Below are 26,088 nucleotides of genomic sequence, written 5' to 3' on the forward strand. Positions count from 1 at the left end.
CGAAACAGAAAAGGGGGTCCTCATCCCGCTATCGTCCCGGACTTCCGGGAATCCCGGGGAAGTCACTGTTCCGGTCCGAGCAAGCACCCTTTCTATATGATGTGTCCCGCGGCCGGAGGGCAACGGATTCGCGTTCGGGACATGGCGACGCCTGGACCGTAAGGCGACAACGGGGGATCGATGTATTTCCATTTCGAACCGACACGAACGCGCGAGACCGTGTTCTCCGGTGGCCGCGGCGGGATCACCGGTGACGGCCCTCCCCTCACCCACGTCCCGTCCGGCTCCTCTTGCGGAGACCCCGCGGCCGAGACGGTCGAGAGCCCTCTCACGGGGGTCTTCCTCGCCTTCGCCCGGCGTCTCGACGGGGCCGTGGGCCACGGAACCGTCGCCGCGGCCCTCTCCGCCGACGAGGCGCTGCGCGAAGCCCGCCGCAGGATGCGCATCATCGGCCGTTTCCCCGGGCGCAACCCGGCTCGGGGGACGGCGGTGCCGGCCGACGCCCCCGACCGGCACCATCGGACCCTCGCGGACGGGGGGATCACCGCCTGGGGCGCGCTGAGCGGAAACAGATACACACTGGAGCCGCGGGCCGTGCTCGGACCGGCCGGCCGGTCCCGCCTCCCCGAGGAGGAACTGCTGGGCGCCATCGACGCCACCGAGATCGACGCGGTCTCCCCCCGGCAGGTGGAGACCGCCGTGGCCGAGGTCATGGCGATCGACGTGGCGATGCGGTGGTGGCGGCGCCCCACCCCCGTCCTCGTCCCCGTGCACGAGGAGGCCGAGGCCGCCCTGCCCGAGGCCGCTCGCGCCGAGGCCCGCGCGGCGGGGTTGTCCGTGTCCGGCTACGCGCTGCGCGGATTCGAGTTCGCGATGGCCCTCGTGGTCCTGCACCACGCGGACCGCACCTCCGGCACCTGGGGCACGGCCGTCGGTCCGGGGCTCGACGCGGCCCTGCGCGGCGCCGTGCTGCGCTGTGTCGAGAAACGCGCCATCCCTGTCTCGGGCTCCTCCTTCCCGCTCCGGGCACGCCGGCTGGCCGGCTGGCACTGCACGCGGGAATATCTGGAATTCCTGGACCATCACTGCGGTGACGCCCCGCCCCGCGCCTTCGCCCCCCTCGAAGAAGCCCGCTACTGGACCTCCCTCGCCGAGCTCAGATTCGGCGGCGAACCCCTGCTCGTCTCTCCGTGGGACTGCCCCGGCCTGGGCAGTGTGCGGGTGGTGTGCCCTGGCGCTGCGTCCTCCTGGGACGCGGTCACGGGACCCGACTACGTCTGCCCGTTCCCGTGATCGTCGCCCCGCGCCAGGAGCTCCAGGGTCTGGCGCAGTACGGTGCGCTGCGCCGAGTCCAGGCCGGCCAGTAGCCGGGCGTCGACGCCGGCGCCGAGCGGCCGGAGCACCTCGCGCTGGAGCCGTTCGCCCTCGGCGGTGAGACTCACGGCGTACCGACGACGGTCGTGGGGGTCGCGGACACGTTCGACCAGGCCGAGACCTGTCAGGTGATCGATGATCCCGACCATGCTGGTGCGGTCGATGCCCAGTTCCCGGCCGATGTCCTGCTGGGAGCGCGGGCCGGCGGATTCGATGAGCGTCAGCACCCCGACGTCACGCGACCGGAGGTTGTGGGGACGCAGCTCGGCGTCCAGTTCGCGCACCGCGACACGGGTCACCCGGGCCAGGAGGGAGACCACTGCTTCGCCGGAGGTGGCCTCCCGGTCCCCCGCCAGTGCCTGCTCGCTCGATCGCACGTCGTCACCTTCGGCCGAAATCCGCGGACGGAGTGCCGGAACCCCTGCTCACGGCTTCTACAAATATCAGCATAACCAACGATCCGGAGCACCATCTAGGAACGACCGGCTCGAAGCGCCACCGGAACCTTGATCACCGTCCAACATAATCGTCAGTAAAGCTGATTGACAAGGAAGCTGATCGTTTGCAAAGCTGATGGCGTTCCGCGGTGGCGGAACGCCATGTCCTGTCGCACCAGCCGGAGAGGGATCGGTGGCCACCGAAATCGCCTTTGTGTTCCCTGGTCAGGGGAGCCAGTCCCCCGGGATGGGGGCCGACCTGTTAGAGCGCTCTCCGTCCCTGCGCCGCGCCCTGCGCCTCGCCGAGGAGATCACCCGCTCCGACCTCACCGGCGCCATGCTGCACGGTCCCGCCGAGCGGCTCGGCGCGACCGTCACGACCCAGGCCACCGTCTTCGCGGTCTCGGTCGCGGTCGCCGAGCTCGCCGCCGAACGCGGGTTCCGCCCCGCCGCGGTCGCGGGGCACAGCCTCGGCGAGTTCAGCGCGCTCGTCGCGGGCGGCTGGCTCGACCTCGCCTCCGCGACGCGGGCCGTGGTCCTGCGGGCCCAGGCCATGGAACGCTGCTGCGTCTCCTCCCCCGGCGCGATGGCCGCGGTCATCGGTCTGGACGTCGAACGGGTCGCCCCGCTCCTGCCGTCCGGTTCCGACGTGGTCGTCGCCAACGTCAACGGCCCCGGCCAGGTCGTCCTGTCGGGCCCCAGTGCGGAGGTCTCCTCCCTCGAGGAGCCGTTGCTCGCCGCGGGGGCGGCCGGCTACCAGAGACTCCCCGTGGCCGGGGCCTTCCATTCCCCGCTGATGGCCGCCGCTCAGCAGGAGTTCGCGCCCGTCGTCGACACGCTCCCCCTGCGCCCGGGACACACGCCCATGGTCTCGAGCATCACCGGCGGGTTGGTCGAGGATGTCGACACCTATCGCGAGCTGCTGCGCGGCCAGATCACCGCCCCGGTCCAATGGGAGCGGACCGCGACCACCCTCCTCCGGTTGTGCCCCGACGGCGCGGTCGAGATGGGCCCGGGCCGGGTGCTGCGCGGTCTCCTACGCCGCGTCGACCGCTCCTGGCCCGTGACCAACTGCCGGGCGTGGCCCGACCTCCCTGCCCTGGCTCACCGCTTCGGCACCGACCCGGCGACCCGGCTTCCCGTCGGCTGATCCCCCCTCCCGCCCCCCCGTGGCCCACCCCTCTCCCCACGCGCGCGGCCCCCGGCACTCCCCCGTCCCGCGTTCCGCCCCTCGGCGGTCATCCCCCACCCATCGCCCCCGGGCCGCGCACGGCGGCCCCAGACCCAAGGAAACCCAATGCGCAGAGTCGCCATCACCGGTCTCGGAGTACTCGCCCCGAACGGAACGGGCGTGAAGGAGTACGCCCGAGCCCTTTGGGAGGGGCAGGGCGCGATCTCCCGCATCACCGCCTTCGATCCCTCCGGCCACCACTCCCGCATCGCCGGACAGGTCGACCATCCCTCGCTTCCCTCGGGTGCGGCCGAGGACCCCGACGGCGAAGACCGCGTGGTACGCATGGCCCAGATCGCCGCCGACGAGGCCCTGGCCTCCGCTGGGCTTCCCGACCCCCGGGTCAGCCCCGACCGCATCGGCGTGGCCGTGTCCAACGCCATCGGCGGCATCTTCATGACCGAGCACTTCGCCGACATCACGGCCGGGGGCACCGGACCGATCGACGTCCGGGCCGCCCATCCCCAGCTGCACCGCGCCGCCACCTTCGCCACACCCGGCAGCGTCATCGCCGACGCCTACGGTTTCGAGGGGGTGTGCGCCACGCTCACCACCGGCTGCACCGGCGGCAACGACGCCATCGGCTTCGCCCTGGACGCGATCCGGCGCGGTGACGCGGACGTGATGCTGGCCGGCGGCGCCGAGGCCCCCGTCAGCCCCTTCGTGGTGGCCTGCTTCGACGTCATCGGGGCGCTGTCCGTGCGCAACGACGACCCCGAGCACGCCTCACGTCCCTTCGAACGCGACCGCGACGGTTTCGTGCTCGCCGAGGGGGCGGGGCTGGCCGTACTGGAGGAGTGGGAGCACGCGCGGGCCCGCGGGGCGACCGTGCTCGGCGAGGTTCTCGGCTACGGCAGCGTCAACAACGCCTTCCACATGACCGACCTCGACTTCGACGGCGCCGACCTGGCGCGCTCCTTCCGGCTGGCGTTGGAGGACGCCCGCTGCGGACCGGAGCGCGTGGGCTACATCAACGCCCACGGCAGCTCCACCCCGCAGAACGACGTCTGCGAGACCAACGCCATCAAGAGCGTCCTGGGCGCACACGCCCGGACCACCCCGGTCAGCTCCACCAAGTCCATGGTCGGCCACGCGCTGGCCGCGGCCAACGCGCTGGAGTTCGTGGCCTCGGCCCTGGCCCTACGCGACGGCGTGCTTCCTCCCACCATCAATCTGTTCGAAGCCGACCGGTACTGCGACCTCGACTACGTGCCCAACACGGCGCGCGAGGCCGATCCCGGCGTCATCGCCAGCCTGTCCAGCGGGTTCGGCGGCATTCACTCCACTGTCGTGCTCGGTGCCGTGTGAAGAAGGAGACGAGGATGCGTCAAGTCGTCATCACCGGCATGGGGATCACCCTGCCAGGGGCCCATCGGCCCGACGAGTTGTGGGACCTGGCCGTGGCCGGACACAGCCAGGTCGCGCCCATCGATCGCTTCGACACCACCGGGCACACCTGCCCCCGGGCGGGCGTCGTCGCCGACGAGGCGCTCGGGGCGCTGCCCAACCGACTGCGTAAACGGATGGACCGCTTCAGCGCGCTGGCCCTGGCCGCCGCCGACTCCGCCCTGGCCGACGCCGGGCTCTCCCCCGACGGCCCCGCCGGCGACATCGGCGTCTACCTGGGGAACATGTACGCCGGCTGGGAGATCACCGAACCCAGCCTGCGCCGCCTGTACACCCAGGGCTACACCGGCGTCAGCCCCTACATCGCGTCGGCCTGGTTCCCCACCGCGGCGCAGGGACAGGTCACCATCGCGCGCGGTCTCAAGGGGTTCAGCAAGACCGTCTCGGCCGACACCGCCGGCAGCGCCCTGGCCATCGGCTACGGCATGCGCGCCATCCAGGAGGGCCGGGCCCGCGTGATGCTGTGCGGTGGCGCCGAAGCCCCCATCACCCCCTACGCCTACACCTTCTGCACCAACGGCGGGCGGACGAGCCCCACCGGCTACCTGCCGTTCGACTCACGGGCGAACGGCTTCTGCGTCGGGGAGGGTGCGGTCTTCCTCGTCTTGGAGGACGCCGAATCCGCGCACGCGCGTGGTGCCCGCGTCCACGCGCGCGTCTCCGGCTTCGGGGTGGGCCGTGCCCGCCAGAACGAGGTCTTCGCCGGGCCCGGGCGGCGGGCGCTGTCCCGGGTGATCAGCACCGCCGTATCCGAGGCGGGCATCAGTCCCGACCTGGTCGACTACGTCGGCCTGGACGCCCAGGGCACCGTCGCCGCCGACGAGGCCGAGCTGGCCGTCCTGGAGTCCACTCTCGGCCCGGCCGGTGACCGTCGCGGGCAGACCACCATCAAACCGGTCACCGGGCATCTGCTCGGTGCGGCGGCCGCGGTCGAGGCGGCCGGCGCCCTGCTGGCCATACGCCATGGCGTCACGCCCGCGATCGCCTCCTCCCCCACTGAATCCGGGGCCACGGACCACCATCTCGCACCGGTGAACCGCGCCCCACGTCGGCGCCCCGTGCGCAACGCACTCGTCAACGCCCGGGGCGCCGACGGAACCGTGGCCGCCTGTCTGATCAGCGCGGCCTGATCCGGGGATCGCCATGTGTCCACGGACAGTCCCACCCGACAACCGAGGAGCCCGAATGACCCAGTGCACGTCCGGAAACAGCGTCTACGACAAGGTGCACCGCGCCCTCGTCGCGCTGGACATCGACGCGGCGAAGATCCGCCCCGAGACCGACCTCAAGGCCGAACTCGACATCGATTCGACCGAACTGGTGGAGATCGCGGCGTCGGTGACCGCGGGAAGCGGCCGCCGCGTCGACGGCAAGACGCTCAAGGGGGCGCGTACCGTCTCCGACCTTGTCCGGTTGCTGGAGGAACCCCCCTCCGGCGACTCCGCGTCCACCTCCGAAGGAGCCGACCGCCCCATGTACCACACCGAACACTCGGTGACGATCGACGCTCCGCTCGAAATCGTCTGGGAGGTCCTTTACGACGTCGAGGGCTATGCCCGGCTCTTCCCCTCGACCCTGGAGTCCACCCTCGTCGAAGAGGGTGAGGACTACCAGGTCGTCCGCCGACTCTCACAGGAGAACGGCCAGACCCAGACGTGGTTGACCCGTCGTGACATCGATCTGGCCAACCGTGTCATCGCCTTCCGCCGCCTGGACGAGGCCCCCCTGTTTGAGACGATGACCGGCGAGTGGCGGCTCTTCCCCTATCGCAACGGCGGCACCCAGCTGGTCGCGACCCACGACTACCGTTTCCGCGCGGCGGTGGACGGCCGGATCGCCGGCCGCTACACCCCCGAGGAGGCCGCCGAGCTGGTGCGCGGCAACATCGATCGTGGTTCCTCCGAGAACCTGGCGGCCTTCAAGCGCGAATGTGAGCGTCGGCACCAGCTCGCCCTGACGGGGTGAGGTGTCCGCTCCAGCGCTCGTCGGCATCGACATCAGCTCCATACGTGGTTGGCGTGACCGGATTACCCGTACCCCTTCGGTCTGCGCCACCGCGTTCACCCGGGAGGAGATGTCCTGGGCAGAGGGCTCTCCTCTCCGTTACGCCCGTCTGTGGACGGTCAAGGAGGCCGTCCTCAAGGCGTTGGGAAGCGGATTCGACGGTGTGGGCTGGCGTGGGGCCGAGGTCTGTCCCGGCCCCACGTGGCCCGGTGGGGTCCGGTTGCCTCCCTCGGCCGGGGACGCCCACCGTCTCGCCCCGTGGTGGTCGGCGAGCACGGTCGTGGGTGGGCACGCCGTCACCGTCGTGCTGCGTGGCGGTCTGGCCGCGCGTTGCGCCGTCGCCCTGCGTCCGTTGCGGGAGGTGACCGACCGTGGGGCGCGCAGGCGGGCCGCGTCCGCGGCTGCCCGGGCCGCCGCCGCGGACGCGGCCCGCCTGCTGGGCCGGCCCCGTCCCCTGTCGTGGGGGGTCGCCGATTCGGGGGCTCCGGTGGCCCGTTCCGCCTCTGGTCGGGAGTTCGTCCTCTCCCTGAGCCATGACGACCGGTTGGCGGGGGCGGTGGTGGTCGATTCCGACCAGGGGAATCGGCGACGGGACAGGCCGTCCCTGCACGCGCTCCCTGTGGGCCTGTCCCTTCGCTTCATCCCCTTGGTGGTCGACTACGGCGGAAGCAGGCTCGACGCCGCCCGTTGAGGAGGGACGCTTCTCGGGTCCATTGTCCGCTCAGCCCGGCCGGGCCGGTCTCCTAGGCGATGCCGACGAACCGTGCCCGATCCCCGTGTCCGGCGTGGACGGGATGCGGCTCACATGGGTTTTCGCCGTGGCCGGGCTCGACACCGGCCGATCGGGCGGTCGCCTCGTCGGACAGCCCGATGGCTCCCACCTCCCGTTCGTGGCGCGAGCACGTGGTAGGTGGGGGGTGACGATTCCGACGGTGCGGGCGGCGGGGAACGGCGGGTGACACGGCGCTGTCGGGCCGACCGTCCCGGCGTGTGCAAGGGACACCCTGGCGGAAGGAGCGGCCGAGGGGGAGGCGCTCCCGCGACCGTGGTGTGCCCGAGGCCGGTGTCCTTTCCGCGCGGCGGTGCCGGGGGCGTCTTTCCCAAGGGCTTCCGACGGGGAGGCGACGGCCCCGTCCTCACCGCTCTCCCATCCCGCGCCGCGACGCTAGGCCGATATCGGCGGCGCGCGGGAGCACCCGGATCGGCGCCGTGGGTCTGCTCCCGATCACCCGGTCGAATCGCGGGGACCCCGTGTCTTCGGCGTCCTCGGAAAGAAGCCCGCGCAACGGGAAAACCTCCGAGCAGACCGGCCGTCGCCACTCCGACCGTCTTGCCGATCCTCCGTCCGGTGTCCGTCCGCCTCCCTCCCGCGTTCCCCCTGTCCGGCGAGATTCACGCTGGTCAGCCGGCCGGCCGTGGTCATCGGCCGCGCGACGTCGCCTGGACCGCACACCCGGACGCGGGGGCGGCCACACCTGCGATGGGAGGAGACCGGCGGGGAAGGCTGGGGCCGGTCCCGACGTAGAGGGGGGATCGATCGCCGGGACCGGCCGGGCGCAGGCGGCCCACGCCGGCCGCGTACACGCCCACGGGTGGTCTTCACGGGGAGGGGGATCCGCGAGCCACCCGAAACTGACAGTAGGGGCGGCGTCCCGCTCTTGCGCGAAAACGGCGGTGTTTCGTATGAACACATGAAAAAGTCGTCGTGGGACCGACGACCCTGGACATCATCGGTCGGCTGTGCATGGCCGCCCTCCCCGAAGGGCGAGCGGACGGCCGCTCCCCCGCGGAACGTCGTCGGTCGTCGCGCCCCGAGTCGGCCGGTCCACGGGCCTCGACGCGCGCCATTCCTCCTCCACGGCCCGCCCGGCCATCTTGTGGCGCGGTGCCACGGACTCGGCGGTGGGGAGGGCGCGCCTCGCGCCGGCCCCAGGGCTGCGGCTCTCCCTTCACGTCATATCAGGTGGACGGGGCGGATGCGGTCCTGTCGCGATACCGCGCCTGGCCGTTCTGCGACACCGCGTCGACGGACTCCGCCACGCCGAGCGCCCCGGTCGGGTCCGTGGGCCTTGGACTCGACACCAGGGAGGGCTGTCCGGCGACGGCCAAGACGGTCTCTCGCCCGCGGGCAGACCCCGGTCCGCGGGCGACGCGCGGGTGAACATCCTCACTCCCTCGGTGCCCACCGGGTCCGGGCCGTGGAGCGCGGCCGCCGTCTCGCCGCGTGAGGCGGCGGTCGGACGGGAGGCGCCCCCGCCGCCGCGGTTTGCGATCGGGCCGGAGAGAAGAGAAGATCACTCCATGCTGATATCAGCGGACAATGATGTGATGAGGGCACTGGCCGATCCGCTCCGGCTCCAGATCGTGTCCCTGCTCGCCCACGAGACCCTGTGCACCACCCACCTGATCGCCGAGACCGGGGCCCGCCAGACCAACCTCTCCAACCACCTGCGGGTACTGCGCGAGGCGGGCGTGGTCGAGACCGAGCCCTGCGGTCGCTACACCTACTACCGGCTGCGCCCCGAGGTCCTGGAGTCGCTGTCGGAGAAGCTCTCCGCCCTCGCGGCCACCGCCCGCTCCAGCGCCGACGTCCGGAGGCCCTGCTGATGTCCGCGACCGACACCTCGGTGTCCACGGCCGCGCTCACCCGGCGGCTGTCCTTCCTCGACCGCTTCCTCGCCCTGTGGATCCTTCTGGCCATGGCGGCCGGCCTGGGGCTGGGCCATCTCGTCCCCGGCCTGGACCGGGCACTGGCGGCGTTGGAGGTCGGCGGCATCTCACTGCCGATCGCGCTGGGCCTGCTGGTCATGATGTACCCGGTGCTGGCCAAGGTCCGTTACGACCGCCTGGACACCGTCACCCGCGACAGGCGGCTGCTGGTCTCCTCGCTGGTGCTCAACTGGCTCATCGGTCCCGCGGTCATGTTCGCCCTGGCCTGGCTCTTCCTGCCCGATCTGCCCGAGTACCGCACCGGCCTGATCATCGTCGGGCTGGCCCGGTGCATCGCCATGGTCATCATCTGGAACGATCTGGCCTGCGGCGACCGCGAGGCCGCCGCCGTCCTGGTCGCGCTCAACTCCGTCTTCCAGGTGCTCGCCTTCGGCGCGTTGGGATGGTTCTACCTCGACCTGCTTCCCGGCTGGCTGGGCCTGGACACCGGCGGCCTGGACGTCTCCGCCACGCAGATCGCCCTCAACGTGGTGGTCTTCCTCGGTATCCCGTTGCTGGCCGGCTACCTCACCCGCCGCATCGGTGAGAGGCGGATGGGCCGCGACCGCTACGAGACGGTGTTCCTGCCCCGGATCGGCCCCTGGGCGCTGTACGGGCTGCTGTTCACCGTCGTGCTGCTGTTCGCCCTCCAGGGGGGCACCATCACGGCCAACCCGCTCGACGTCGTACGCGTCGCGCTGCCGTTGCTGGTCTATTTCGTCGTCATGTGGTTTGGTTCCTTCGTCCTGGGCCGGGCCATCGGGCTGCCCTACGACCGCACCGCCACGCTGGCCTTCACCGCCGCCGGCAACAACTTCGAGCTGGCCATCGCCGTGGCCATCGCCTCCTTCGGGGTGACCTCCGGTCAGGCCCTCGCCGGTGTCGTCGGCCCCCTCATCGAGGTGCCCGTCCTCATCGGCCTGGTCCACGTCTCGTTGGCCTGGCGGCGCCGGCTCTCCCGCGGGGCCGTCGACGTCCGGCGGTGACCGGCCGCCCGCTCCCACCCATGACTACCAGGAACACGGTGATCCCCTTGTCCCACGTCCCCAGCGTGCTCTTCGTCTGCGTCCACAACGCCGGGCGTTCCCAAATGGCCGCGGGGTGGCTGCGCCACCTCGCCGGAGACGCGGTGGAGGTCCGCTCCGCCGGTTCGGCGCCCGCCGCTGAGGTCAACCCGGTCGCGGTGGCGGCGATGGCCGAGATCGGTGTCGACATCACCGCCGAACGCCCCAAGGTGCTCACGGCCGACGCGGTCGTCGCCAGCGACGTGGTCATCACCATGGGCTGTGGCGACGCCTGCCCGGTCTTTCCCGGAAAGACCTACCTCGACTGGCGGCTCGACGACCCCGCGGGACTCGGCATCGAGGCGGTGCGTCCCATCCGTGACGAGATCGGCCGTCGGGTCAGGGACCTGCTCCACGACCTGGGCGTCTCCTGACCCGTCCGCGCTCCTGGTGGGCGGAGGACGCCCCGGTTCGGGGCGCGGTCCCGGCTCGGTCGGGGCCGGGACCGCGCCCCTTCGCCATCTGACGAGGACTCGGCCGCCGCGCCTCCGGGTGGGAGGCGGTGCCCGGGTCCGGACTGATCGAGGAACCCTCCATGCCGAACGTCAACGGCCGTCTCCACGACGTGGTGGTGGTCGGAGGAGGCCAGGCGGGACTGGCCGTCGGTTACTTCCTGCGTCGCGCGGGCCTGGACTACGTCATCTTGGACGCCGAGGACGCTCCGGGCGGCTCCTGGCGGCACTACTGGGAATCGCTCCGGCTGTTCTCGCCCGCCGAGCACAGCGTGCTGCCCGGTTGGTGGATGCCCCGCCAGGAGGGCCGGGACTACCCCGACGCCGACCATGTGGCGCGTTATCTGGCCGCCTACGAGCGGCGGTACGCGCTCGCCGTACGCCGTCCCGTGCGAGTGCGCGCGGTACGCGCGCGCGAGGAGTGGCTGACGGTCGAAACCGACACGGCCACCTGGCGGGCGCGTCGGGTCGTCAGCGCCACCGGCACGTGGCGTGCCCCGTTCGTCCCGGCCTATCCGGGCCGTGCCGAGTTCGGCGGGCTCCAGCTGCACACGGTGGGCTACCGGCGCGCCGCCGACTTCCGCGGGCAACGGGTCCTGGTCGTGGGCGGGGGCAACTCCGCCGCCCAGATCCTCGCCGACGTCTCCCGCGTCGCCGAGACGGTGTGGGCCACCCGGCGCCCCCACGCCTGCTCCCCGACGACGTGGACGGACGGGTGCTGTTCGACGCGGCAACGGGGCCGGCGGTGTGGTCGGGCACATCGTCGTGGTGCCCGAGGTCGGGGAGGCCCGCGCGCGGGGCGTGCTGCGGGCGGAGCCGATGTTCGACCGTCTCACCCGCTCCGGTGCGCTGTGGCCGGACGGCACCCACCGCGACTTCGACGCGGTGATCTGGTGTACCGGGTTCCGTCCCGTCCTGTCCCACCTGGGCCCTTTGGGGGTGCGCGGTCCGGGCGGTCGGGTCGAGGTCGAGGGCACCCGTAGCCGAAGGGAGCCCCGCCTGCACCTGGTGGGCTACGGCGACTGGACCGGGACGGCCTCGGCCACCCTGATCGGCGTCGGGCGCGGCGCCAAGAGCGCGGTCGCGCGGATCGGCGCCGAACTGCGGGAGTCCGGTGCCGCCCCCCGAACGTGATGGCCGCGGCCGCTGGATCGCTGCCGTGCGTGGGGCTGGTCCCGGATCGCGCGGGTGAGGGTCGTATTCGGACGGGTCTGGCCGGCGGGGCAAGAGGTGGCCGATACGGGCGGGGGCGGCGCGTATCCAGTGACGCTTGGAGTCATGGCGTAGCAGGACCTGGGCCACCGCGACGCAGACCGGTTCGGCGTCGGTGAGCAGCCGGTCGGGGCCGCGTTTGACGGGTTGTCCGCGCGAAGGCGGGACTGGTCGTCCAGGTGGACGGAGAGGGCACTCAGAAGGGCGTCAAGGCTGGTCGGCGCACACCGACCCTCGACGCCCTTCGCCGTGTCCGCGGGAGATCCAGAAACCCCCATCAACGATCCAGCCCCGGCGCCGCCTCCGTCCGGTGCCACCGGCGGGGATCCGCCGAGCACCACGCTTCCCGGATGAGGCGGGGAGGAGCAGCGCCCCGCCGCTCCTTCCCGCCTCGACGGCCGGGGTCCCGGCCAGACGGGCGTCCGGCGGCTCCGAGCGGGCACACCGCACGGCCGCTCCCCGGCCCACGGGATCGTCCCCGGGAGACCGGGGGACGTCCACGCCCCGCCACGGCACCGTCGTGCCACGGCGCCGGCGTCAGGCCAGGGGGAGTGCCCGCTCGGCGTCCACCGTCCCCACCGCGGAGGGACCGCAGCACCCCTCCCCTTCCTGGACCGGGGAGGCGTCGAACAGTCCGCTACCGCCGCACACCCCGGTCTCGGGCAGGACGAGCTCCACCCGGGCCGCGGCGCTGTGGTCGCCGGCCAGTTCGGCGGCGATGGAGCGCACCTGTTCGTAGCCGGTCAGGGCCAGGAAGGTGGGGGCGCGGCCGTAGGACTTCATTCCGGCGACGTAGAAGTCCCGTTCGGGGTGGGAGAGCTCAGCCGCGCCATGCGGGTAGACCGTGCCGCAGGAGTGCACGTTGGGGTCGATCAGCGGGGCCAGGTCCACCGGCGCCTCCAGTGTGGTGTCGAGCCCCAGGCGGATTTCCGACAGGAAGGACAGGTCGGGGCGGAAGCCGGTCAGCGCGACGACCTCGTCGACCGGTTCGAGGGCGCGCCCGTCGTCGCCGACCAGGACGACCCCGCCGTTCTCGAGCCGCGCCCTCTGGATGCGAAAGCCGGTGACGACGGTGATGTGGCCGGAGTCCACGGCCCTTCTCGCCTTCCGGCCCAGGGCGCCGCGGGCGGCGAGCTGGTCGTTCGCGCCGCCGCCGAAGGCGTCGCCGATCCCGTCGCGCCGTACCACCCACACCGCTCGTGTCCCGGGCTCCTGCTCGGCGAGGTCGGCCAGGGCCACCAGCGCGGTCAGGGCCGAGTGTCCCCTGCCCACGACCGCGGTGGTCCTGCCCGCGTGGCGGGAACGCCGGGCCTCCTCGGTCAGGTCGGGGATCCGGTAGGTGATGTGGCCGGCCGCGGCCCCCTCGCCCAGGGCGGGCAGGCCGTCGCCGCCGAGGGGGTTGGGCGAGCCCCACGTGCCCGATGCGTCGATCACGGCGCGCGCCTCCACGATCTCCTCCCCGTCGGCGCCGCGCACCCGGAGCGTGAAGGGCCGGTCGGCGCGGTCGGCGTCGACCACCCGGTCGCGGCCCTTTCGGGTCACGCCGGTCACCTCGGCGCCGAGGCGGACCCGCTCCCCCAGGGCCGCGGCGAGCGGTTCCAGGTAGGCGCTGACCCATTCCGCTCCGGTCGGGTATCCGTCGTCGGCGGGGCGCCGCCATCCGGTGGTGGCGAGCAGCCGTCCCGCGGCGGGGGCCACCAGGTCGCGCCACATCGAGAAGAGGCGCACGTGTCCCCACTCGGTCACCGCGCTGGCCGCGGTGTTCCCCTTCTCCAGTACCAGCACGGGCAGTCCCCTTTCGGCGATCTCGGCCGCCGCGGCCAGCCCGACCGGTCCCGCGCCGATGACCACCACCGGCTGTCGCTCGTCCATTCCACTCCCCTTTGATCGATGCGCGTCGATGGAAACATATCGACGAATATCGATGAAAGCAACCATCGATCATCGTCGATAATGAGGGCATGACGGCGACAACGAACTCCACCATCGCGGCGCCCACCCCGACGCTGAACGCCACCGACGCGGCGACCTACGCCTCCTGGTTCGCCTGCCTGGCCGAGCCGATGCGGGTACGGCTGTTGCACATCATCGCCACCCGGACCGCCCCGATCAGCGTGGGCGACCTCGCCGCGGCCACGGACATCCGCCAGCCGACCGTCTCCCACCACCTGCGCAAACTCGCCGAAGCCGGCTTCGTCACCCTCACCAGGCGGGGCACCTCGACCCTCGTCGCGATCAACCCCGCCTGCTGTACCGGCCTGCCGCACGCCGCCGACGCCGTCATGGGCCTGTTGACGGCACGCCCCTGCTGCCCCACCGACCTGCCCGCCGACGTGACCGTGCGCGCCATGCGCTCCGCCGACTTCGACGCCGCGCGCCGGATCTACGCCGAGGGCATCGCGACCCGCGCCGCCACCTTCGAGACCGACGTCCCCGATGCCACCGTCCTGGACGCCAAATGGCTGCCCGGCCATCGCTGGGTGGCCGAGGTCGACGGCGAGATCTCCGGCTGGGCCGCCCTCACCGCCGTCTCGGACCGCTCCTGCTACTCCGGCGTCGCCGAGACCTCGGTCTACGTCGCCGCCTCCGCCCGCGGGCGCGGGGTCGGGAAGGCCCTGTTGCACCGCCAGGTCACCGAGGCGGACGCGGCGGGCCTGTGGACACTCCAGGCGGTGATCTTCCCGGAGAACAAGACCAGCCTCGCCCTCCACCACTCGGCCGGTTTCCGCACCGTCGGCGTCCGGGAACGTATCGCCCGCCTCGACGGCGTCTGGCGCGACACCGTGCTGCTGGAGCGCCGCGCCGACGATTGAGCGGTCGCCCCGCTCCCCCGGCCCAGCTGTCGAGGTCTGCCCGGCCGCCTTCCCCGGCCCTGTCCCGTCCGAAGGACACCCGCGCGGCGGCGAGGTCCGCCACGAGCCCGTCGGAGAATCCCACGCCCGCTCCCTGCCCTGCCCCACGCCCTCGGGCGAGCGGGCCGCCGGCCCGGCGAGCCGGCACACAGGCCGCCCGGACGGCCGACGCCTTCCGCGTTCCCCCGGCGGCGGAACCGAGGCCACCTGCGCCGCGGCCGGGCCGTCCCCCTCCCGGGGAAAGGCCGGCGGCCGTGTCGCTCCGCGCACCGACACGGGTAGGGGCTCATCGGGGACCTCCCGGTCCCACGGTGAGGAGCGACGTCGCATGGACACACGGCCGGCCGGGATGCCCCGACGGTGGGAGAGCGCGATCCGCTCCCGTCCCCCGTCGGGGCGGATGGCGCGCTGGCTGCTGCACAACCGCGTCGACGAGGTTCCCGGCCCCATCGCCCGGGAGCGGCCGGGCCGGCGCTACGCCTGGTGGAAGGTCATGTGCCTGACCGGGGTGGACTACTTCTCCACGCTGGGCTACCTTCCGGGCATCGCCGCCCTGGCCGCCGGCGCCCTGTCCCCGCTGGCGACGCTGCTGATCGTGCTCCTCACCCTGGGCGGGATGCTGCCCATGTACCGCAGGGTCGCCGCGGAGAGCCCCAACGGTCAGGGGTCGGTGGCGATGCTGGAACGGCTGCTGCCCGTGTGGCGGGGCAAGCTGTTCGTGCTGTGCCTGATCGGTTTCGTCGCGACCTCGTGGATCATCACGATCACGCTTTCATCGGCCGACGCGACGGCCCATATCGTGGAAAATCCACTGCTGCCCGAGCCGCTGCGCGACCAGCGTGTCCTGATCACCCTGGTGCTGCTGGCCGTCCTGGGCGCGGTGTTCCTCGCCGGCTTCACCGAGGCCGTGATGATCGCCATCCCGGTGGTGGCGTCCTTCCTGCTGCTCAACGCGCTCGTGGTGGTGGCGGCGGTGCGCCACATGGTCGCCGTCCCGGGGTCGCTGGAGCAGTGGACGACGGCCCTGCTGGCCTCGGGCGGTGGCGGCCCCGCCGGCATCGCGCTGACCGCGCTGCTCGCCTTCCCCATGCTGGTGCTGGGCCTGTCCGGATTCGAGACCGGGGTGAGCATGATGCCGCTCGTGCGGGCGCACGGCGTCACCGCGCGCGAGCGCCTGCGCGACCGCGTCGGCGGGACCCGGCGGATGCTGACCGCCGCCGCCCTCATCATGAGCGTCTACCTGCTGGCGACCACCTTCGTCACGGCCGCGCTCATTCCTCCCGCGGAGTTCGAGGAGGGCGGCCGGGCCGAGGGGCGCGCCCTGGCCTACCTGGCCCACGCCTACCTGGGGGAGGCGTTCGGCACCGTCTACGACATCTCCTCGATCCTGATCCTGTGGTTCGCGGGGGCCTCGGCGATGGCCGGTCTGATCAACATCGTGCCGCGTTATCTTCCCCGCTATGGCATGGCGCCCGCCTGGGGGCAGGCGGTGCGGCCTGTCGTCCTCGTCTACACCGTGGTGGCGATGGTCATCACGGTCCTGTTCGACGCCGACGTCAACGCCCAGTCCGGCGCCTACGCCACGGGAATCCTCGCGATGATGCTGTCGGCGGCGGTCGCGGTGGCCCTGGCCGCGCGCCGGGACGGGCGGCGCCGGGCGGTGGCCGGCTTCACGCTGCTGGCGGCCGTCCTGGGCTACGCGCTGTTGGACAACGTCGTCCTCAAACCGGACGGGATCGCGATCTCGCTGATGTTCATCGCCGGGATCATCGTGATCTCGCTGGTCTCACGGGTGATCCGCAGCACCGAGCTGCGCGCCGACAGCCTGGAGTTCGACGACGCCGCGCGGCGGTTCATCGTCGACGCCGGCCGGTACGGCCCGCTGCACATCATCGCCAACAAACGGCAGAGCGGGACGGTCGAGGAGTACCGCGCCAAGGAACGGGAGCAGCGTCTCCTCAATCCGATCCCCGTCGGGGCCCGGGTCCTCTTCCTGGAGATCACCGTCCAAGACCCCTCGGAGTTCAGCAGCGTGCTGCGGGTCCGCGGGGTCGAGGTGGACGGGCACCGGATCCTGCGGGCCGACAGCCCCGTGGTCCCCAACGCCCTCGCCGCGATCCTGCTGTGCCTACGCGACGCGACCGGGCGCAACCCGCACTGCTACTTCCAGTGGACCGAGGTCAGCCCGCTGGTGAACCTGGCGCGCTACGTGCTGTTCGGGGAGGGCGACACCGCCCCGGTGACCCGCGAGGTGCTGCGCGAGGCCGAGCACGATCCCCGTTACCGCCCCCACATCCACGTCGGCTGACCCAGGTCTCCCCTCGACCGGGGTCCCCTCACGGGGAGTCCTCCTCCGGCCGCCAACAGCGCACGAGGGCCTCCAACGGGTCCTGGGGCGGGTGCTCGCCGGTGGGGGCCGGGACGTGGTAGCGCGCCCCGGTGGGGCGTGGGCGTCCCGCCCGTGGCGGGGTCGAAGCGGGTTCCGGCTGCGCGGGGTCGTCGCCCGTCCGGGCGCCCGGAGCCTGGTAGCGGGCGCCGGTGGAGCGGGGCGGCCGAAGGAAACGCAGGGCGCGCCGGCGTCCCGCGGAGGGCGGCGGCGCGACCTTGGGCGCCTCGGGCCGGAAGAGGACGGGGAGTTCGGCGCAGCCGTGCGCCGACGGCGAGGGGTGGGGGCGCAACCGTTGCGGGTCGATCGCCAGGCGTGGCAGCGCCAACCGGTCGAGCAGGGTGTCGACCGCGGTCACCGCGATGTCGCGGGCCAGCCCCCGAGCCGGGCAGCCGTGCGGTCCGGCGCCCCACATCAGGTGGGCGCGGTTGCCGGCGAGGTCGCTGACGCAGCGGCGTCCATCGGCCCGGCCGCCGACCGCCGGATCGGTGTGCGCCGCGGCGAAGCCGATGAGGACCGCCTCCCCCTCCCTGATCCGAGCGTCGCCGATACGCAGGTCGCGCCGGGGGAAGCGGCCGGTGGAGACCCGCAGCGGCGGGGCCACCCACATCACGTGGTCGATGAGGTCCCCGGCGGGGAGCGTGGCCCCGCGGTAGGCCGAGGCGACCTCGGCGTCGCTCAGCAGGACCCGAAGGACGTTGCCGATGAGGTGGACCGTGGACTCGTAGCCGGTGTCGAGCAGGAGCGCGAGGGCGTCGGCCGTCTCCGCCCCGTCGAGCCCGGCCGGATGGGACAGCAACCGCGAGACCAGATCGCCGCCCGGGCCGGCGCGCCGGGAGGCGACGAGCGCGGACAGGTAGGCGCGGATCCGTTCGGCGGCCACGCGACCGGCCCGCCCGTCACCTCCGTACGTCTGGGCGAGGAGGTCGACGAGCGTCTCCCCGGTGACCCCGCTCAGGCCGAACAGCCCTCCCAGCGCCCTGCCCGTCAACGGCACCGCGTAGTCCCCCACCAGGTCGGCCCGTCCCGTGGAGGCGAACCCGTCGATCAGCCCGTGGGCGATTTCGCGCACGCCGCGGGCGGCCCGCTGGCCTGACAGGGCGGCGACCGTATCGCCGAGGGGTGCGCGCAGCCTGCGGTGTCGGGGACCGTCCCCGGGTGGGGCGCCGATGCGCGGGGCCACGGGTGGTGGCGCCTGCCCCTGCCCGTCCCCGCCCTTCCAGTGGCGGGGGTCGGTGGAGAAGAGGGCGGAGTCGCGTAGAGCGGTCAGGCTCTCGTGGTAGTCCAGGAGAAGCCACCCGTCGAGGCCGGGGGCGACCTCCACGGGGGCCACCGCGCCGAAACGGGCTCGTAGCCGCGCCCACGACCGGTGGGTGTCCAGCGGCCCCGGTGCATCGGTGGAGGCGACGCCGCTCGACGGGGGCATCGCGTGCGGGAGGGAGGGATCCGCGGGCGCGGGGCCGGCGGGTGTCGGGCCGACGGGACTGGCTCGATGTCTCACGAAGCGCTCCTCTGTCGGGGAAGTGACAGAGGCTAGGCGCCGATTGTTTCGGGGAGAAGTCGCAGCCGCGGCCGGTGTGCAACACAACCGGACATCGGGTCCTCACTCCGGCGCAAAGAATTCACCAAGGCTTCACGCGCGTGCGAGATCTTCGAGGGTGGAAATCCCCCGTGAGGACGAGGAAGGACGCCGCGACGACGCACGCAGAGGCATCATCAACGACCCGACCCTCTATTATCGCACGATTGGATTACTGGCGTGAGGGGAATCTTGAGACGGATCGACGTGTTACACCCACCGGAGACCGCAAGAGCGCCTGGAGGCACGTAAACGATGGCCGAGCGAGCACTTCGCGGCACACGACTCGGGGCGACGAGCTACGAGAACGACCGCAACACCGACCTGGCACCGCGCCAGGAGGTCACCTATGACTGCCCCCGGGGTCATCGCTTCTCCGTCACCTTCGCGACCGAAGCCGAGATCCCGCTGAACTGGGAGTGTCGTTTCTGCGGCGACAACGCCCTCATGGTCGACGGCGAGCAGCCGCAGCAGAAGAAGACGAAGCCCACACGTACGCACTGGGACATGCTCCTGGAACGCCGCAGCATGGAAGACCTCGAGGAGGTCCTCGCCGAGCGCCTGCAGCTTCTGCGGGCCCGGCGCAAGGAGGAGCAGGAACACCTGGAGGCTCTCACCCGGCAGCGGCAGAGCGCCTGATCCACAACCGCGCGAGGGCCGGTGGCGACCAGTTGGTCGGCACCGGCCCTCGCGCTTCACATCCCGGGGCGGATGTCGGGCGCGCCTAGCTGCCGAACGGGTCGTCGGTGTGCCCGACCAGGTCGGCGACGGAGTCGCGCACCAGGGTGGGCCGGTAGGGGAACAGTTCGGCGGTGGCCGACGTGGAGATGCCCGAAAGCACGAGGATGGTGTGCATACCGGCCTCGAGCCCGGAACGCACGTCGGTGTCCATGCGGTCACCGATCATCAGCGTGTTCTCGGAGTGGGTGCCCAGCGCCCGCAGCGCCGAACGCATCATCAGCGGGTTGGGCTTGCCGACGTAGTAGGGGGCCCGTCCGGTCGCCTTCTCGATCAGCGCGGCGACCGCCCCGGTGGCCGGCAGCGGCCCCTCCCGGCTCGGCCCCTTCTCGTCGGGGTTGGTGGCGATGAACCGGGCGCCGTTCTCGACCAGCCGGATGGCCCGGGTGATGGCCTCGAAGCTGTAGGTGCGGGTCTCGCCGAGCACGACGTAGTCGGGGTCGCGGTCGGTCAGCACGTAGCCGATGCTGTGCAGCGCCGTGGTCAGCCCGGACTCGCCGACGACGTAGGCGGACCCGTTGGGACGCTGTTGGTCCAGGAACTTGGCGGTGGCCAGGGCCGAGGTCCAGATGGACTCCTCGGGAATGTCCAGCCCCGTGCGCAGCAGCCGGGCGCGCAGGTCGCGCGGGGTGTAGATGGAGTTGTTGGTCAGCACCATGAACGGGGTCCCCGCCGCGCGGAGCTCGGCGATGAACGTGTCCGCCCCGGGGATCAGGTGCTCTTCACGGACGAGTACACCGTCCATGTCCATCAGGTAATTCCAACCGGATTCGCTCTTCACGTTCCCGATTGTCCCCCGTCCGCGCGTGTGGCCGCTCCTTCGCCCTGCCGGCGTCGGCTCAGGAGTCGGTCTCCGGGTCGACGAAGCTTCCCTGGATGATCTTGCCCTGACCGGGGCGGGGCTGCGGTCCCGGTGCGGGACCACCGGCGCGCGAGGCGGCGAGATCGACCTGGACGTTGGCCTCCATGCGCCGGATCCGGCGCCGCGCCCACGCCTCGAAGGCCCAGCGCAACGCGGGGCGGGTGAAGGGCAGTACCAGGACCAGTCCCAGCACGGCCGTGATGAACCCGGGGGTGATGAGCAGGATTCCGCCGACGAACAGCATGAGCATGTCGAGCAGGCTGCCCCGTGGCGGTGTGCCCGTGCTCATCGCGGCCTGGGCGTCGCGCACCGCGCGGGTCCCGGCCCGGCGCACCACGAACACCCCGGAGGCACTCAGCGCGAACAGCAGCGCGATGGTCCAGGCCACGCCGATCTGCCCGGCGGCCAGGATCATGACCCAGACCTCCAGGAACGGCAGCGCCATCAGCGCGATCACGGCGAGTAGCGGCATCGGCTCCATCCTCGCTGACGAGTTGTCTTTACCCTATCCGGGCAACGTCCGGCCCGACGGTTTCGTTCCCCGCGCCCGCGCTCCCTCGGCAGGCCCACGCGCCGGCCGGCCGTCCCGAGCCGGACGTGGGCGCCGTCCACGGAAAAAGGAAGGGAACAGCGCGGCCCCGCCACGGTCGGCTCCGTCATGGCCGACATGGACTACAGCCGGCCGGGCGGCTCGGGGCCGACCGTCTCCGCCGTCGGCCTCGGGGGCGACGACTTCGGCCGGTGGATCGGATCTCGCTTCGGCCCGGCCGGGCTTCCCGGCCCCGTGCTCACCCCTGGTCGAGCTCGGCGCCCCGCCGGGGCGCGCCGCGGCGGCCGGGGAGCAGCGCGACGACGACGGCGCCCGCTCCCAGGAGGGTGAGGGCGATCTCGGGGAGGGGACCGAGCCGGGTGGCCGGTGTCAGCCCGTCCGCCCGCGTGACTTCGGCGACGTGGACGGCCGGTTCGGCTTCGGGGGAACGGTAGGTGACGGCTCCCGAGGAGGTGACGACCGCGCTGATTCCGCTGGTGGAGGCGACGATCGCGGATCGGCCGTGTTCGACCGCGCGCAGCCGGGTGATCGCGAGCTGCTGGTCGGATTGGCCGGTGAAGTTGTAATTGGCGTTGTTGGTGGGGACCGCGATGATCTGGCCGCCGGCCGCCACCGACTCGCGCACGGGCGTGTCGAAGGCGATGTCGAAGCAGATGGCGGTGGCCACCGTGGTGCCTCCCAGGTCCAGCGCCCCGGGCTCGGTGCCGGGCACCGCGTCGCTTCCGACCTGGTCCAGTCGCGCGACCAGCCCCGAGACCAGGTCACGGAAGGGAACGTACTCCCCGAAGGGGACGAGGTAGCGCTTGGTGTAGTGGTCGCCGGGTCCCTCGACGGGATCCCACACCACACTGCGGATCTCGCGTTCGCTCCCGTCCTGGCTGTACTTGGTGACGCCGAACAGCAGCGGCACCCCGATGTCCTCGGCGGCACGCTGGATCAGGGCGGCGGCCTGCGGGTCGGCGTAGGCGTCGATGTCGCTGGCGTTCTCCGGCAGAAGCACCAGGTCCGGCTGGTCCACTTCACCCGCGCGTACCTGCCGGGCCAGTTCGTGGACCCCGTTGACGTGGTTGCGCAGGACCTCCATCCGCTCGCCGAGGATGTTCATCTCCCCCGCCGCGGGCACGTCGCCCTGCACCAGCGCGACGGTGACGGTGCCGGTCGGCTCGGGGGTGAGGAGCGGGGGCAGCGCCCAGCCCAACGTGACGACGGCGAGGAGGCCGGCGACCGCCCCCGCCAGCGGGCGGGCCGGGGACGGGACGGGCGCACCGCGCCGCGCCCGCGCGACCGTCAGGACGGCGGCGGCCAGGCAGGCGCCGGCGAGCGCCACCGCGAAGGAGACCAGCGCCGAGGACCCGAGTGCCGCGTAACCGGTGAACGGGGTCTCCGGCTGGCTGAAGGCGAGCTTGCCCCACGGGAAGCCGCCGAGGGGGAAACGCGCGCGCACGAACTCCTGGGCGACCCACAGCGCGCTGGTCCACACCACCCATCCCGGCAGTCGGCAGACCAGCGCGATCCCCATCGCCATGGGGACGTAGTAGACGGTCTCGGCGGCGGCGATGAGCAGCCACACGTCGACCCCGAAGACCTCCTGCCACCTGATCAGCGGCACCATGAGGGCCGCGCCGGCCAGCAGGCCGAGCCAGGCGGCGCGCCGGGGGCGGACGCCCCTGACCGCGAGCAGCAGCAGGGCGGCTCCCACCGGGGCCAGGGGCCACAGCCCATAGGGCTCCAAGGCGAGGAGCTGGGCCAGGCCGGCGCCGAGGGCGGCGAGCGCGCGCCACAGCGCGTCGGGCACACCGCGGCGGACCCGGCGCGGCGGGGTGTGCTCCCCGGGGATCCGGTTGTCGGCGTACTGGGTTCCCTCGGCCACCACGCGGGGCTCGCTTTCCTGCTGGCGGGATGTTCGTCGTGACGAGCCTAAGGGGGCGTCCCGGCGGCCGGGACCGCTCCCCACCGCCTGGGGGGAGCGGCGCGCCGGGGAGGGGACCGCCCCGGCGCGGCGGTTGATCGGGGGGACACGGAGAAAGGCCCGATCACCCTTCGGACCGGATCCGTCTCGTAGGCGGCGAGCGCGGAGACCGTTGTCTACTGGATGTTCGGGCCTTCTCCGGGTCCAACCCCCCGCCCGGTCGCGGCACCCGGGTCTTCCCCACGCCTCGTGCCGCACCTGGTGGGTGGCGCGGCGTCCAGCGGGGCAAGATCCGGACCGCTCAACCGGTCCGTCCAGTGCTGGACTGGTCAGTAGCCTACCCAGGCTCGCGGCGATCCGCGTCGAGGAGGGACCCCGTGTCGGTTCCTCAGGGGAACCGACGTCCACGCGGGCACGCGGCGACGAGCCGGGCGACCGTCGGCAAGGCTAACGCACCACTGTTTCCGATGCCAGTCACGCTGTGTCCGGCGCCACGACCCGGCACCGTCGAAGATGTGGTAGGGCACCGTTGGGTGCGACGGGGATCACCGCCCGCTTCCCCGGGTGATCACCATCGTGATCGTTCGATCAGCGAAACGATCACAACGCGCATTCTCCGCATCTCTCCCATCCCCGCCGTCTCACAATATGGATGATTCTGACCAACACGTGCCGAACCATCGACAAAACGGTCGGGAATGGTGTTCGATACGGGAAGCCGATCGATACGAACCGATCGCAACGAGAACAGCACTCGATCATCCGATCGAACCGACGGGACCACCTCCCGTCACCCACCGGCCATATGCCAGACGGGAGCTAGCGAGCATGGCGAAGATCGTCCTCGACAGCGTGGACAAGGTGTACTCGGGCGGCGTCAAGGCCGTGGACAGCCTGAACCTGGAGATCAACGACGGCGAGTTCATGGTCCTCGTCGGTCCCTCCGGCTGCGGCAAGTCCACGGCCCTGCGCATGATCGCCGGCCTGGAGGAGATCACCGGCGGCACGCTCACCATCGGCGACCGGGTCGTCAACGACCTCCCCCCGAAGAACCGCGACATCGCCATGGTGTTCCAGAACTACGCGCTCTACCCGCACATGACGGTCGAGCAGAACCTCGCCTTCGGCCTGAAGCTGCGCAAGACCCCCAAGCCCGAGATCGAGCGACGGGTCAAGGAGGCCGCCGCCATGCTCGGCCTGGAGCCCTACCTCAAGCGCAAGCCCGCCGCGCTGTCGGGTGGTCAGCGCCAGCGTGTCGCCATGGGCCGCGCGATCGTCCGCGAGCCGCAGGCCTTCCTCATGGACGAGCCGCTGTCCAACCTCGACGCCAAGCTGCGTGTCCAGATGCGCGCCTCGCTGAACCAGCTCCACGAGCGCCTGGGCGTGACCACGGTCTACGTCACCCACGACCAGATCGAGGCCATGACCCTGGGCGACCGCGTGGCGGTGCTGCGCGACGGCAAGCTCCAGCAGGTCGACACCCCCAAGAACCTGTTCGACCACCCGGTCAACCTGTTCGTCGCGGGCTTCATCGGCTCCCCGGCCATGAACTTCGTGGCGGCGCGGCTGGAGCAGAACGGCGACGGCGCGGTCCTGAAGTTCGCCGACCAGACGCTGCCGGTCGCCGACGAGACCCTGGCCGCCAAGCCGGAGCTGCGCGACTACTTCGGCCGTGAGATCGTCCTGGGGATCCGCCCCTCCGACTTCGACGACGCCGAGCTCGCGGCCTACAACGGTGGGACGATGACGGTCAAGGCCGACGTCACCGAGGAGATCGGCACCGAGATCAACGTGATCTTCACCATCGACGCGCCGCCCCTCGACCACGAGGACGCCGCCGCGCTGGCCGCCGACGCCGCGGGTGACGGCGACGAGGACGACGCGGCGCTGCCGCTGACCCGCGACAAGTCCGTGTTCACCGCGCGGGTGAGCCCGCGCAGCTCGGTGCGTCCCGGCCAGATGATCACCCTCGCCGTGGACACCCGCCAGCTCCACTACTTCGACAAGGTGAGCGGCCTGTCCATCGGCCACCCGGCCAGCAAGCCGGCCGCGGCCACGGTCTGACCCGGCGCCTCCCGCGCGGAGGGGGCCACCCTCGGGGGTGGCCCCCTCCGCGTGTCTTCGGGACCGCTCACGCCTCCCGGCTCAGATGGCGGCCGATCACCAGGCGCTGGATCTGGTTGGTGCCCTCGACGATCTGCAACACCTTGGCCTCACGCATCAGCCGCTCGGCCGGGAAGTCCTCGGTGTATCCGTAGCCGCCGAGGACCTGGACCGCGTCGGTGGTGACCCGCATGGCCACATCGGTCGCGAACAGTTTGGCCATGGCGGCCTGCTTGCCGAAGGGACGGCCGGCGTCGCGGCGGCGGGCCGCCGCGAGGTAGAGCTCGCGGGCCGCCTCGGTCTGGGTGGCCATGTCGGCGAGCATGAAGGACAGCCCCTGGAAATCGGCGATGGGACGGCCGAACTGGCGGCGCTGCCGCGCGTAGCCGACCGCCAGCTCCAGCGCCGCCTGGGCGACGCCGACCGCGCACGCGGCTATCCCCAGTCGCCCCGCGTCCAGCGCGGCCAGCGCGATGGGGAACCCCTGTCCCTCCTCCCCGATCCGCGCCTCGGCCGCCACCTCGACCCCGTCGAAACGGACCACCGCGGTGGGCGAGGAGCGCATGCCCATCTTGCGCTCGGGCGCGTCCGCGGCGAGTCCCGCGCTCCCCGCGGGGACGTGGAAGCACGAGATCCCCTTGGCCCCGGAGTCGGGGGCGCCGGTGCGGGCGAACAGTGTGTAGAAGTCGGCGACGCCGCCGTGGGTGATCCAGGACTTGGCGCCGTCGATCCGGTATCCCTGGTCTGTGGCCGCGGCCCGGGTGGCCAGGGCCGCGGCGTCGGATCCCGAGTGAGCCTCGGACAGGCAGTAGGCGCCCAGGCGTTCGCCGCCGATCAGCTCCGGAAGGAGCCGCGCGCGCTGGTTCGGGGAACCGAAGCCGGCCAAGGGGAAACAGGCCAGGGTGTGGACGCTCAGGCCGAGGCCGACCGCCAGCCATCCCCTGGCCAGCTCTTCGACGACCTGGAGGTAGACCTCGTAGGGCTGCCCCCCGCCGCCGTACTCCTCGGGGTAGGGCAGGCCGAGCAGGCCAGAGTGGCCCAGCGTCGTGAACAGATCGCGGGGGAAGAGCCCCTGCCGTTCGTCGACCGCGGCGCGCGGCGCGATCTTCTCCTCGACCAGGGAGACGGTGAGATCGAGCAGGTCGGCGGCTTCCGACGTGGGCAGAGAGCGGTCCACGGCCATGCGTCCTCCCGGACGGTCGCGCCCCAGGGCGCCCGG

General features: G+C 72.2%; 20 protein-coding genes and 2 pseudogenes. 14 read left to right on the forward strand and 8 right to left on the reverse strand.

Annotated elements, in window-relative coordinates; translation table 11 throughout:
• The first annotated feature begins 180 nt into the window (after positions 1-180).
• On the forward strand, positions 181-1,293 hold the full coding sequence (locus ACYVHU_RS21955) for a hypothetical protein (protein ID WP_498949416.1): 1,113 nt from the start codon (positions 181-183) through the stop codon (positions 1,291-1,293).
• On the opposite strand, the gene ACYVHU_RS21960 is transcribed toward ACYVHU_RS21955, so the two are convergent.
• Positions 1,272-1,751 (reverse strand): MarR family winged helix-turn-helix transcriptional regulator, encoded by a 480-nt coding sequence (locus tag ACYVHU_RS21960; protein WP_159457228.1) that lies wholly within the window; start codon positions 1,749-1,751, stop codon positions 1,272-1,274. The genes ACYVHU_RS21955 and ACYVHU_RS21960 overlap by 22 nt on opposite strands.
• Before the next feature lie 196 nt (positions 1,752-1,947).
• Between ACYVHU_RS21960 and ACYVHU_RS21965 the strand changes: the two genes are divergently transcribed.
• The 9 genes and pseudogenes from ACYVHU_RS21965 to ACYVHU_RS22005 all read left to right on the forward strand — a co-directional run bounded on the left by ACYVHU_RS21965 (position 1,948) and on the right by ACYVHU_RS22005 (position 11,812).
• Positions 1,948-2,961 (forward strand): ACP S-malonyltransferase, encoded by a 1,014-nt coding sequence (locus ACYVHU_RS21965; RefSeq protein ID WP_432940033.1) that lies wholly within the window; start codon positions 1,948-1,950, stop codon positions 2,959-2,961.
• A gap of 147 nt (positions 2,962-3,108) precedes the next feature.
• On the forward strand, positions 3,109-4,350 hold the full coding sequence (locus ACYVHU_RS21970) for a beta-ketoacyl-[acyl-carrier-protein] synthase family protein (protein WP_078760759.1): 1,242 nt from the start codon (positions 3,109-3,111) through the stop codon (positions 4,348-4,350).
• A gap of 14 nt (positions 4,351-4,364) precedes the next feature.
• Positions 4,365-5,579 (forward strand): beta-ketoacyl synthase N-terminal-like domain-containing protein, encoded by a 1,215-nt coding sequence (locus ACYVHU_RS21975; RefSeq protein ID WP_078760758.1) that lies wholly within the window; start codon positions 4,365-4,367, stop codon positions 5,577-5,579.
• Positions 5,580-5,634: 55 nt separating this feature from the next.
• Entirely contained in the window at positions 5,635-6,414 is a 780-nt protein-coding gene (locus ACYVHU_RS21980) for an SRPBCC family protein (RefSeq protein WP_144390000.1), read from the forward strand.
• A 1-nt stretch (position 6,415) separates the two neighbouring features.
• Positions 6,416-7,144: a 4'-phosphopantetheinyl transferase family protein gene (locus ACYVHU_RS21985; protein ID WP_078760756.1), complete on the forward strand. Its 729-nt coding sequence runs from the start codon at positions 6,416-6,418 to the stop codon at positions 7,142-7,144.
• Positions 7,145-8,781: 1,637 nt separating this feature from the next.
• The gene (locus ACYVHU_RS21990) at positions 8,782-9,060 is read left to right on the forward strand and encodes an ArsR/SmtB family transcription factor (RefSeq protein ID WP_200813562.1); all 279 of its coding nucleotides are present in this window, start codon (positions 8,782-8,784) and stop codon (positions 9,058-9,060) included.
• Complete coding sequence (arsB, locus tag ACYVHU_RS21995; protein WP_078760754.1) at positions 9,060-10,148, forward strand: ACR3 family arsenite efflux transporter; 1,089 nt, start codon at positions 9,060-9,062, stop codon at positions 10,146-10,148. The genes ACYVHU_RS21990 and arsB overlap by 1 nt, the downstream gene beginning before the upstream one ends.
• Positions 10,149-10,168: 20 nt before the next feature.
• The gene (locus ACYVHU_RS22000) at positions 10,169-10,600 is read left to right on the forward strand and encodes an arsenate reductase ArsC (RefSeq protein ID WP_200813548.1); all 432 of its coding nucleotides are present in this window, start codon (positions 10,169-10,171) and stop codon (positions 10,598-10,600) included.
• A gap of 161 nt (positions 10,601-10,761) precedes the next feature.
• A pseudogene (locus ACYVHU_RS22005) lies at positions 10,762-11,812 on the forward strand (ArsO family NAD(P)H-dependent flavin-containing monooxygenase).
• Between the two features lie 18 nt (positions 11,813-11,830).
• Here the strand turns inward: ACYVHU_RS22005 and ACYVHU_RS22010 are convergent.
• Positions 11,831-12,168: pseudogene (locus tag ACYVHU_RS22010) on the reverse strand (hypothetical protein); the annotation flags it as partial.
• A 259-nt stretch (positions 12,169-12,427) separates the two neighbouring features.
• Entirely contained in the window at positions 12,428-13,762 is a 1,335-nt protein-coding gene (locus ACYVHU_RS22015) for an NAD(P)/FAD-dependent oxidoreductase (RefSeq protein WP_498949419.1), read from the reverse strand.
• 89 nt (positions 13,763-13,851) lie between these two features.
• Here ACYVHU_RS22015 and ACYVHU_RS22020 point away from each other — a divergent pair, with 89 nt between their 5' ends.
• Positions 13,852-14,703 (forward strand): helix-turn-helix domain-containing GNAT family N-acetyltransferase, encoded by an 852-nt coding sequence (locus tag ACYVHU_RS22020; RefSeq protein ID WP_078763739.1) that lies wholly within the window; start codon positions 13,852-13,854, stop codon positions 14,701-14,703.
• Between the two features lie 367 nt (positions 14,704-15,070).
• Positions 15,071-17,050, forward strand: coding sequence for an APC family permease (locus tag ACYVHU_RS22025; RefSeq protein WP_078763740.1), 1,980 nt, complete (start codon positions 15,071-15,073; stop codon positions 17,048-17,050).
• A gap of 28 nt (positions 17,051-17,078) precedes the next feature.
• Here ACYVHU_RS22025 and ACYVHU_RS22030 read toward each other — a convergent pair whose 3' ends face one another.
• A complete protein-coding gene (locus tag ACYVHU_RS22030) occupies positions 17,079-18,629 on the reverse strand; it encodes a cytochrome P450 family protein (RefSeq protein WP_498949420.1) in 1,551 nt (516 codons plus the stop codon).
• A 333-nt stretch (positions 18,630-18,962) separates the two neighbouring features.
• Here ACYVHU_RS22030 and ACYVHU_RS22035 point away from each other — a divergent pair, with 333 nt between their 5' ends.
• Positions 18,963-19,346 (forward strand): RNA polymerase-binding protein RbpA, encoded by a 384-nt coding sequence (locus ACYVHU_RS22035; RefSeq protein WP_078763742.1) that lies wholly within the window; start codon positions 18,963-18,965, stop codon positions 19,344-19,346.
• 85 nt (positions 19,347-19,431) lie between these two features.
• Here ACYVHU_RS22035 and ACYVHU_RS22040 read toward each other — a convergent pair whose 3' ends face one another.
• The 3 genes from ACYVHU_RS22040 to lnt form a co-directional block, all read right to left on the reverse strand.
• Entirely contained in the window at positions 19,432-20,196 is a 765-nt protein-coding gene (locus tag ACYVHU_RS22040) for an HAD-IIA family hydrolase (protein ID WP_078763743.1), read from the reverse strand.
• 88 nt (positions 20,197-20,284) lie between these two features.
• Complete coding sequence (locus ACYVHU_RS22045) at positions 20,285-20,779, reverse strand: FxsA family protein (RefSeq protein WP_078763744.1); 495 nt, start codon at positions 20,777-20,779, stop codon at positions 20,285-20,287.
• 316 nt (positions 20,780-21,095) lie between these two features.
• Complete coding sequence (lnt, locus tag ACYVHU_RS22050; RefSeq protein ID WP_078763745.1) at positions 21,096-22,730, reverse strand: apolipoprotein N-acyltransferase; 1,635 nt, start codon at positions 22,728-22,730, stop codon at positions 21,096-21,098.
• A gap of 864 nt (positions 22,731-23,594) precedes the next feature.
• On the opposite strand from lnt, the gene ACYVHU_RS22055 reads away from it, so the two are divergent.
• Positions 23,595-24,830, forward strand: a complete 1,236-nt coding sequence (locus ACYVHU_RS22055; protein ID WP_078763746.1) for an ABC transporter ATP-binding protein — start codon at positions 23,595-23,597, stop codon at positions 24,828-24,830.
• 67 nt (positions 24,831-24,897) lie between these two features.
• Here ACYVHU_RS22055 and ACYVHU_RS22060 read toward each other — a convergent pair whose 3' ends face one another.
• Positions 24,898-26,052 (reverse strand): acyl-CoA dehydrogenase family protein, encoded by a 1,155-nt coding sequence (locus ACYVHU_RS22060; RefSeq protein ID WP_078763747.1) that lies wholly within the window; start codon positions 26,050-26,052, stop codon positions 24,898-24,900.
• Positions 26,053-26,088: the final 36 nt, after the last annotated feature.

This window comes from Marinactinospora endophytica (assembly GCF_054780875.1).